At 70.8% G+C, this 8,808-nt stretch carries 12 protein-coding genes and 1 pseudogene; 7 read left to right on the plus strand and 6 right to left on the minus strand.

All coding sequences use genetic code 11. The annotated features are described in order from the left end of the window. Both FNX44_RS28120 and FNX44_RS19540 read left to right on the plus strand, forming a co-directional pair. Nucleotides 1–339 (plus strand): hypothetical protein (locus FNX44_RS28120; protein ID WP_228450025.1); only part of this gene is annotated, 339 nt, incomplete at its 5' end. A 144-nt stretch (nucleotides 340–483) separates the two neighbouring features. Further along, nucleotides 484–1,245, plus strand: a complete 762-nt coding sequence (locus FNX44_RS19540) for a phosphoglyceromutase (protein ID WP_143649655.1) — start codon at nucleotides 484–486, stop codon at nucleotides 1,243–1,245. Nucleotides 1,246–1,351: 106 nt separating this feature from the next. Here the strand turns inward: FNX44_RS19540 and FNX44_RS19545 are convergent, their stop codons facing one another. Further along, entirely contained in the window at nucleotides 1,352–2,068 is a 717-nt protein-coding gene (locus tag FNX44_RS19545) for a hypothetical protein (protein ID WP_323369504.1), read from the minus strand. A 126-nt stretch (nucleotides 2,069–2,194) separates the two neighbouring features. On the opposite strand from FNX44_RS19545, the gene FNX44_RS19550 reads away from it, so the two are divergent. Next, complete coding sequence (locus FNX44_RS19550) at nucleotides 2,195–2,740, plus strand: GIY-YIG nuclease family protein (protein ID WP_143649657.1); 546 nt, start codon at nucleotides 2,195–2,197, stop codon at nucleotides 2,738–2,740. A gap of 16 nt (nucleotides 2,741–2,756) precedes the next feature. Here FNX44_RS19550 and FNX44_RS19555 read toward each other — a convergent pair whose 3' ends face one another. Beyond that, nucleotides 2,757–3,320, minus strand: coding sequence for a TetR/AcrR family transcriptional regulator (locus FNX44_RS19555; protein WP_143649659.1), 564 nt, complete (start codon nucleotides 3,318–3,320; stop codon nucleotides 2,757–2,759). A 132-nt stretch (nucleotides 3,321–3,452) separates the two neighbouring features. On the opposite strand from FNX44_RS19555, the gene FNX44_RS19560 reads away from it, so the two are divergent. Continuing rightward, nucleotides 3,453–4,868, plus strand: coding sequence for an FAD-dependent oxidoreductase (locus FNX44_RS19560; protein ID WP_143649661.1), 1,416 nt, complete (start codon nucleotides 3,453–3,455; stop codon nucleotides 4,866–4,868). Between the two features lie 37 nt (nucleotides 4,869–4,905). On the opposite strand, the gene FNX44_RS19565 is transcribed toward FNX44_RS19560, so the two are convergent. After that, nucleotides 4,906–5,544 carry a TOPRIM nucleotidyl transferase/hydrolase domain-containing protein gene (locus FNX44_RS19565; protein WP_143649663.1) on the minus strand — a complete coding sequence of 213 codons (639 nt, stop codon included), beginning with the start codon at nucleotides 5,542–5,544 and terminating at the stop codon, nucleotides 4,906–4,908. Nucleotides 5,545–5,670: 126 nt separating this feature from the next. Between FNX44_RS19565 and FNX44_RS19570 the strand changes: the two genes are divergently transcribed. Beyond that, the gene (locus FNX44_RS19570) at nucleotides 5,671–6,243 is read left to right on the plus strand and encodes a dihydrofolate reductase family protein (RefSeq protein WP_143649665.1); all 573 of its coding nucleotides are present in this window, start codon (nucleotides 5,671–5,673) and stop codon (nucleotides 6,241–6,243) included. Nucleotides 6,244–6,338: 95 nt separating this feature from the next. Here the strand turns inward: FNX44_RS19570 and FNX44_RS19575 are convergent, their stop codons facing one another. Together FNX44_RS19575 and FNX44_RS19580 are read right to left on the minus strand one after the other, a co-directional pair. After that, a complete protein-coding gene (locus tag FNX44_RS19575) occupies nucleotides 6,339–6,518 on the minus strand; it encodes a hypothetical protein (RefSeq protein ID WP_143649666.1) in 180 nt (59 codons plus the stop codon). Between the two features lie 296 nt (nucleotides 6,519–6,814). Next, a complete protein-coding gene (locus FNX44_RS19580; RefSeq protein WP_228450026.1) occupies nucleotides 6,815–7,513 on the minus strand; it encodes a response regulator in 699 nt (232 codons plus the stop codon). 158 nt (nucleotides 7,514–7,671) lie between these two features. Between FNX44_RS19580 and FNX44_RS19585 the strand changes: the two genes are divergently transcribed. Both FNX44_RS19585 and FNX44_RS19590 read left to right on the plus strand, forming a co-directional pair. Next, entirely contained in the window at nucleotides 7,672–7,929 is a 258-nt protein-coding gene (locus FNX44_RS19585) for a type II toxin-antitoxin system Phd/YefM family antitoxin (protein ID WP_143649668.1), read from the plus strand. Nucleotides 7,930–7,955: 26 nt separating this feature from the next. Next, nucleotides 7,956–8,294 (plus strand): annotated as a pseudogene (locus FNX44_RS19590) (PIN domain-containing protein); the annotation flags it as partial. Between the two features lie 69 nt (nucleotides 8,295–8,363). On the opposite strand, the gene FNX44_RS28125 reads toward FNX44_RS19590, so the two are convergent. Further along, nucleotides 8,364–8,808, minus strand: a 445-nt coding sequence (locus tag FNX44_RS28125; RefSeq protein WP_323369505.1) for a sensor histidine kinase, incomplete at its 5' end; no start/stop codon positions are given.

Below are 8,808 nucleotides of genomic sequence, written 5' to 3' on the forward strand. Positions count from 1 at the left end.
GCCGCGACCAGCGATCTCACCCCCGAGGAGCAGGAAGCCCTCCGTGAGATAGCCGCCGCCATCTGGAACCCCGACCTGGCCGCCGGCTGGAACATGAACGCGGCCGTCGCCGAAGTCCTCTCCGAGGCGACCGAGGGCATCCTGCGCTGCTCCGAGGCCTTCGCCCTCGTCCCCCGCCCGCCCGGCTTCATGCCCGGCCTCGGCTACCTGCGCAACTACTGGAAGCAGATCCGCGACTACTTCCTCGTCGTCAAGCAGAACCGCACCTACCGCATCTGCGTGATCAACGCCGCCTCCCGCTACCGCTCCCCGATGGAGATGGCCTCCATGGGCATCTGAGCAGGCCGCGCCCCGGCATCCGAGCAGCCTGAGACCAGGCATCTGAGCAGGTCACCACTCACCTGATCGAGGGACCTCGCCCTACGCGTCCGTAGCGCGGACGGCCACCACGGTCGGCCATGCGGCAGCCATTAGGCTGGCCGCATGGCCGACGCACCGTACAAGCTGATCCTCCTCCGCCACGGCGAGAGCGAGTGGAACGCGAAGAACCTGTTCACCGGCTGGGTGGACGTCAACCTGAACGAGAAGGGCGAGAAGGAGGCGGTCCGGGGCGGAGAGCTGCTCAAGGACGCCGGCCTGCTCCCCGACGTCGTGCACACCTCCCTCCAGAAGCGGGCCATCCGCACCGCGCAGCTCGCCCTCGAGGCCGCCGACCGCCACTGGATCCCGGTCCACCGCTCCTGGCGCCTCAACGAGCGGCACTACGGCGCGCTCCAGGGCAAGGACAAGGCCCAGACCCTCGCCGAGTTCGGCGAGGAGCAGTTCATGCTGTGGCGCCGCTCCTACGACACCCCGCCGCCGGAGCTCGCCGACGGCACCGAGTGGTCGCAGAGCGACGACCCCCGCTACGCCACCATCCCCCCGGAGCTGCGGCCCCGCACCGAATGCCTCAAGGACGTCGTCGTCCGCATGCTGCCGTACTGGTACGACGGCATCGTCCCCGACCTCCTCGCCGGCCGGACCGTCCTCGTCGCCGCCCACGGCAACAGCCTCCGCGCGCTGGTGAAGCACCTCGACGGCATCTCCGACGCCGAGATCGCCGGCCTCAACATCCCCACCGGCATCCCGCTCTCCTACGAGCTCGACGCGGACTTCCGCCCCCTCAACCCCGGCGGCACCTACCTCGACCCGGAAGCCGCCAAGGCCGCCATCGAAGCCGTCAAGAACCAGGGCAAGAAGAAGTAACCCACCGCGCAACGGCCCCCTACCCGCGGTCTTCCCCGCCGGTAGGGGGCTTCGTGTTGGCGCGAGGCGGCCGGCCGAGATCCGCGGCCCGGCCCGCTGAACGTGCTTACTCTCCGAACGCGGCGGTGGTGACCTCCCGCTCGAGCGTCGCGCGGTGGAACTCGTAGGTTCCGATGCCGGAGACCTTGATGAGTACGCAGAAGCGCTCCACCGACGACAGCTGTCCGGCCACCCGCCGGTACTCGCGCCGGAGGAAGTGGACCGCGGCCAGATTGGCCACTGACGTCTGCCCGGCCACCAGGAACACCGGGGAGGCGGACTCGGCCGGGGTGAACTTCGCGACCAGGGCGTACTCCTCGTTGCCCCGGTCGAACAGGAACTTCTCCGTACCGACCTCGATGGCCACCGAGTCGGGAGCCGTGCCGTCGTAGGCATGGATGACAACCCCGGGCAGGTGAGCGGCGAGGTGGCCGCCGGTGCGGGCGTTGACTCCCTCCGCGGGGCCGCCCACGCAGAACTCGGTGCGATCACCGTTGCCGCCACGGAAGTCGCCGGACTCCACCGAGACGTCGCAACCCAACTCTCCGGCGAGCAGAGCCAGTTCCACGACCGCGCGTACATCCCGCCGATGTGCGGTGCCGGGGGAGTTGTACTTGTCGCCCACCACGATCAGGCACCGCTGCCCGGGCCGCACACCGAAGAAGGCCGCCCTCCGGTTCTCCGCACGGATGCGCTTGGCCCGCTCCCACAACCAGACGAACGCACCGCCGAGCAAGCTGGTCACCAGCCCGATCGCGATGTTCGCGAGCACCGACTGAATCACGTCCCCCTCTCCCCGCCCGTCATCGTGCCACGGCGGCTGTGCGCGCACCACAGCCCCAAGGTGACGTTGTGTGTCAGCGGTGACCACTAGCCTGCGAGGATCAGCGACGGCAGGCTTGGAGGCTTCGTGGCGGCGACCGCTCTTGTCAGTCCCGACCGGTTGTTCTCGGCGCGGGAGGTCCTGGTGCGTCCGAGTCCCGTCCCGGCGGCGGCCGGGGTCTACGGGTGGCACTTCTCCCGACCACCGCACCCGGCTCTGGACGCCGGGCGGCTGCTCTATATCGGAATAGCACCGCGCCGCATGGCGAACCGGACCAGTACCCAGACCGTGCGCAGCCGGGTGCGCAACCACTTCCGGGGCAACGCGTCCGGCTCGACACTGCGGCTCACTCTCGGCTGCCTGCTCGGGCTCGAACTGCGCCGCGTGGGCAGCGGCGAGCGGATGACCTTCGGCAAGACCGGCGAAGCCACCCTGAGCCAGTGGATGGCGGACAACGCGCGGGTGTGCTGGATCGAGCGGAGCGAACCATGGGAGCTGGAGACACAGCTCATGCACCAGCTCGACCTCCCCCTGAACCTCGACCAGAACCGCCACAACGCGTTCCACGGCCGGCTGGAGGCGCTACGGGCCCAAGCCCGTCGGCGCGCACGGGAGTTGCCCGTCAGCTCGTAGGCCGCGCGGACGGGCCTCACGGCTGGTCGGCGGTGAGGTAGTGCTGGATCGTGGGGGCCAGCCAGGCGATGACGTCGGTGCGGGGCATGTCGACGGCCGGGGGGAGACGCAGGACGTAGCGGGTCAGCGCCATGCCGAGGATCTGGGAGGCGACAAGCGCGGCGCGGCGGGGGGCGTCGGCGGCGCCGGGACGGAGGTCGCGGACGACCGGGCCCAGTTGTTCGGCGAAGACGGACCGCATGCGGGCGGCCCCGGCCTCGTTGGTGACGCCGACCCGCAGCAGTGCCGTGAGTACCTCGTCGTCCTCCCAGCGGTCGAGGAAGTGCTCGACGAGTACCGCGCCGACGCGGTCGCGGTCGGGTAGTGCGGTGAGGTCGGGGAGCCGTAGGTCGATGGCGGAGGCCGCCGCGAACAGGCCCTCCTTGTTGCCGTAGTAGCGCATGACCATCGACGGGTCGATGTCGGCGTCGCGGGCGATGGCGCGGATGGTGGCGCGCTCGTAGCCGTCGGCGGCGAAGCGTTCGCGGGCGGCTTCCAGGATCGCGGCGCGGGTGGTGTCGGAGCGGCGGGCGGTCGGCATGCCAACAAGTGTAGGCCAACAACTGTTGACATGTCGTGGTGTTCGGCGTCTACTGTTGCCAACAAGCGTTGACCAACAAGCGTTGGCATCCGGGAACATGCGGGAGCATCCGGGAACCTACGGGAGGCAGTCATGCACCACCCGAAGTCCGACACCGATGTCCTTGTGGTGGGAGCCGGCCCCACCGGGCTGCTGCTCGCCGGCGACCTCGCCGCCGCCGGTCGGCGCGTCACCCTCGTCGAGCGCCGCCCGCCGGGCCGCGGCAACCTGACCCGCGCGTTCGGCGTGCACGCCCGCACCCTCGAACTCCTCGACGCACGCGGCCTCGCCGACGAGCTGACCGCCACCGGTACGCCCGTCACCGAACTCCGGCTCTTCCGCCGCCTCTCCCTGGACCTGAGCCGCCTGCCGTCCCGCTTCCCGTATCTGCTGATCACCCCGCAGTACGAGGTGGAGCGGCTGCTGGAGCGCCGCGCCCGCGCGGCCGGCGTCGACTTCCGCCACGGCACGCTGCTGCGAGAGCTGGGACAGGACGCCGACGGAGTGACCGCCGAGTTCGCCGACGCCGAGCGCGGGAGCGTGAGCACCATCCGCGCGCGCTACCTCGTCGGCACGGACGGCGTGCGCAGCACCGTCCGTACCGCGCTCGGACTGCCCTTCCCCGGCACGTCCGTCATCCGCTCCCTCGTTCTCGCCGACGTCCGGCTGGCCCGCGAGCCCGAAGGGCTGCTCACCGTCAACGGAGTGGGCGACGCCTTCGCCTTCATCGCGCCCTTCGGCGACGGCTGGTACCGCGTCATGGGCTGGAACCGCGACCGGCAGGTCGCCGACGACACACCCGTGGACCTCGCCGAGGTCCGCGAGATCGCCCGCGCCGCCCTCGGCGACGACTACGGGATGCACGACGCGCGCTGGCTGTCCCGCTTCCACAGCGACGAGCGGCAGGTTCCTGCCTATCGTGTCGGTCGGGTCTTCCTCGCAGGAGACGCCGCCCACGTGCACTCGCCGGCCGGCGGGCAGGGCATGAACACCGGCCTCCAGGACGCCGCCAACCTCTCCTGGCGGCTCGTCTCCGTGCTGCGCGGCGACGCTCCCGAACCCGAGTCGCTGCTCGACGGCTACCACGCCGAACGGCACCCCGTCGGCGCGAAGGTGCTGCGCAGCAGCGGCGCACTGGTGCGACTCGCGATGGCCGGCAGTCCGCTTCGACGTGCGTTGCGCGGTCTCGCCGCCGGGGTGCTCAACACGGTTCGGCCGGCTGCGGACCGGGTCATGGGCGCGATCAGCGGGGTCGGGATCTCCTACGGCTCCGGCACCCGCCGCGTGCCGGACCTGCCGCTGCGGGAGGGGCGGCTCTACGAACTGCTGCGCGCCGGGGAGGCCGTACTCGTCGGCCCGGAAGGCGCGGCGCTCAGGACACCTCCGGGGCTGCCGTTCGCCGCCGACCGTCTTGTCCGGGCCACGTGGCAGGATCCTGCCCGCCGCGACGTCCTGCTCGTCCGCCCGGACGGGTACGTCGGCTCGACGGGGAAGCTCTCGGCGAGCTGACGGCGGCGGGGGTTTCGTGAGGCGCCCCCGCCGGTGGTCAGCGCGCCCCCGCCGGTGGTCGGAGGGACGAGAGCAGATCGTCGAGTGGCGCGGGTACGCGTTCGGGCGCGAGAGCCTCGACGAGGACCCGGCCGTAGTGGATCTTGCGCCCCTTCTTCGTTCCGAGGAAGCGTCTGAACTGCTGCTCCGGGGCGCGGCCTCGCTGCGCCGGTTGGCGGAGGAAAGTGTGCAGAGCGCGCAGGTCGCCTTCTTCCCGGATCAACTCCTCCACTCGTGGGACGCCCAGGGTACGGATGAGTTCGTCCTCGAGGTCGGCGGAACAGACGAAGAACGCTCCTGGCCCCGCGCCGGCCTGCTCGAAACCGCGTGCGTAGTAGGAGGCCTCCGCCTCGTCGCACAGCCCTGCGAGACGGAGGCCCAGGCCGGCGGGGCCGAGGAGCCGGGTATGGCGTCCGACGCTCATCGCGCCGCCCATCGAAAGAACGCAGACCCCCTCGGCCGCCAGATCACGGCCCCGGCGCTCCGCCAGCGCGTTGACCGCCGCGACGTCGCTCAGCCCTTCGAGCAGGACGGCGGCCCGTACCGGCACACGCGCGGCCAGTTCGTGCGCGGGGTCGCCAGGGCCACCCGCCGCCCACGCGGCGACCGCGTCCCGGAACGCCTCCATGTCGGCCATGAGGACGAGTATCGTTCGGTTTCCGGCCGGTGGCGACGAAAAATGCTCGTGTGAGCCGTCGGTACGTGGTGAGGGGTCGACCTCTCGACCCCGTCCCGCACGACACGAGACACCGAGGTATGCAACATGCGCACTCTCATCAGCACGGCGTTCGTCTCACTCGACGGTGTCGTCGAGGCCCCGGGCGGTGAGCCCGGCTACCGGAACTCCGGGTGGACCTTCAAGGACGTCGAGTTCCTGCCCGAGGCCTACGAGATCAAGGACCGGGAGCAGCGGGAGGCCGCGGCGATACTGCTCGGCCGGGTCAGCTACGAGGCGTTCAGCCCGGTGTGGCCGAACATGGGCGAGTTCGCCGACTACAACGCGATGCCCAAGTACGTCGTCTCCACCACCCTCGCCGAGGACGACCTGGTGTCGAACTGGGGCGAGACGACGATCCTGCGCTCCCTCGACGACGTCGCCGCGCTGAAGGAGACGGAAGGCGGGCCGATCGTCGTGCACGGCAGCGCCACCCTCAACCGGAATCTCTCGGACGCCGGGCTGATCGACCGCTACCACCTGCTGGTCTTCCCGCTTCTCCTCGGCGCGGGCAAGCGCCTGTTCAGCGATTCCGACAAGGACACGCAGAAGCTGAAGCTGGTCGAGTACGAGGCGTACGCCAACGGCATCCAGAAGAACGTCTTCGACGTCGTCCGCTGAGGGGGCGGCACTGACGGGCCGCCGCTACGAGACGTCGCCGGCCGCCTCCGGCGGAGACGGCCGGCGACGTCTCACCTGGGGGTGGGAGGCGGGGATCAGACGTTGCCCGGATGCCAGTTGGTGCAGCCGTGGTTCTTGCCCGCCTTGGTGACGCAGCCGCGGTAGTAGATCTTGGTTCCCTCTTTGAGGTTCTTGGTCCCGCGCACGGTCACCGGCGCCTTCTTGCCGGAGGTGGAGGCGGTGCTGACGATGACACCGGTGGAGGCCAGCTTCACCTGGCCCTTGATGGCGTACCCGTCGGCGGCGCGGTCCGTGACGTGGATGGAGTCGCCGTAGACCTTGTTGTAGTCGCTCGGGTCGGCGTTCCACGTGACGTAACCGGACCGGCTGAGCTTGCCGTCGATGTCCGGCGCGGACGGTCAAGGGGTTCGGCGCGATCGGTCAACACCGCGCCACGGGGCTACGGCTTCACGGGATCCCCACCGCCCAACTGCACCCACCACACGCCCTCGCACGCCACGGCCAGGAGCCGCCCGCGCCCCCCTTCCGACGTTCCTGCCGGAGCGGGGCGTCAGCGGTCGGTGGCGTCGTGGGCGAGGAGGGCGAGTTGGACGCGGTTGTCGAGGTCGAGCTTGCTGAGCGCGCTGGAGAGATGGGCCTTGACCGTGCCGACCGACATGTAGAGGCGTTCGGCGATCTCCGTGTTGGACAGGCCGTCGGCCACCGCCGCGGCCACCTCGCGTTCGCGGTCGGAGAGCACGGCGAGACGGGTACGGGCCTGGCTCGCCCGGGAGTCGGTGGCGGTCGCTGCGGCGTGCCGCATGAGGGTGCGGGCGACGGCGGGGGAGAGGACCGGTTCGCCCGCCGCCGCGCGGCGCACGGCCTCGACGATCTCCTCCGGCTCGGTGTCCTTGAGTAGATAGCCGGCGGCGCCGGCGCGCACCGCCTCCAGGACCGTGCTCTCCGAGCCGAACGTCGTCAACACCAGTACGCGCGGCGGCCGTTCCGCGCCCGCGCCGACGAGTTCCCGGGTGGCGGCGATGCCGTCCTGTACGGGCATGCGGATGTCCATCAGGACCACGTCGGGTGCCAGCTCGCGGACTGCCGGGACCACCTGGTCGCCGTCGGAGACCTCGCCCACGACCGTCAGGTCGTCCGCGCCGCGCAACATCAGCCGCAGACCCGCCCGGACGAGCGCGTCGTCGTCGACGAGGAGGACCCGCACCGGCTGACCCGAGTCGCCCATGCCCCCCACCTGCTCCACACCCATGCCGCCACCCTACGGCCTGCCCGTAGGCCCCGGAGGGGCCCGGGGCGGCGGGGCTCACCGACCCGTCCGGGGCGGAGGCCAGCAGCGGCTACGGCGGGCTCCAGAAGCATGGGGAATCAGTGTGCTACCTCGTGCCACATGGTGCTACCGCGGTGAGTATGAGCGTTCAGCCCGAAATCACTCAGCGGGACCTGCGCAACCGGTCCCGCGAGATCATGGATGCCGTACGGGGCGGCCAGTCGTTCACCGTCACTCGTGACGGACACCCGATCGGTGAGCTTGTCCCGCTGCGTCGACGCCGCCGGTTCGTCTCCCGTCTGGAGTTCGGCGCGATGTCCAGGACGGCGCCCGAAGTCGATCTGGACACGTTCCGCGCCGATCAGGACACCGATCAGGACGACCCCTATGCCCGCTGATCGCGTCGTGCATGAGCGGGGACTTCTCGACACCTCCACATGAGGTCCGTCGCGACGACGAACAGAGCGCTTATGGCGAACACAACGAACGCGCTCGCAGGCTCGATATCCTGCAACGCGCCGAGAACGAGTTCGACCCGATTCCCTTCACTGCTGAGGCGGCCCGCATCTACGGCCGCGTCTGTGCCGCTGTGATCAGTGCGGGGCGGAAGCCGCGTCGCCGGGTGACGGACCTGATGATCGCCGCCATCGCGGTGACCGAAGACCTACCGCTCTTCACTACCAACCCCGACGACTTCAAGGGGCTGGACGACCTCCTCACCGTCGTGCCGGTCACCCGGCCGCAGGTGCCCCACGAAGACTGAACCTCTCATCGCTGCGATGAGAGGACGCTCGACTTCCCTTACGTCCGCAGCAGCGTGGTGGGTTGAGCCTCATGCGGGCCAGGGGAGTCGGGCCTGGAGGGTGAAGGTGCCGTCGGTGGTGCCGTGGTGGAGTTCGCCGCCGTCGAGCTCGACGCGTTCGCGGAGGCCCGTGAGGCCGGCGCCGGCGCCGGGGATCTCGGTGGGGGCCAGGCCGACGGGGAGCGGGTTGTCGACGGTGACGGTCAGCGTGCCGCCCGGGTCGCCGGCGATGCGGACGTGGACGCGGGCGCCCGGGGCGTGCTTGCGGGCGTTGGTCAGGCCCTCCTGGACGACCCGGTAGGCGGTGCGCTGCGCCTGGGGGCGCAGGTCGCCGGCGCCGGCCAGCGCGCGGAGGGGGTCACCGCCGGATGCCGGGTCCGCGTCCGGTGGGCAGGGCAGCTCGGTGTCGACGGCGACCTGCTGGCCGGCCGCGCGGGCCTCCTCGACGAGGGTGGTGATCTCGGCGAGGGTGGGT

Source organism: Streptomyces alkaliterrae (genome assembly GCF_007097205.2).
Classification (GTDB): domain Bacteria; phylum Actinomycetota; class Actinomycetes; order Streptomycetales; family Streptomycetaceae; genus Streptomyces; species Streptomyces alkaliterrae.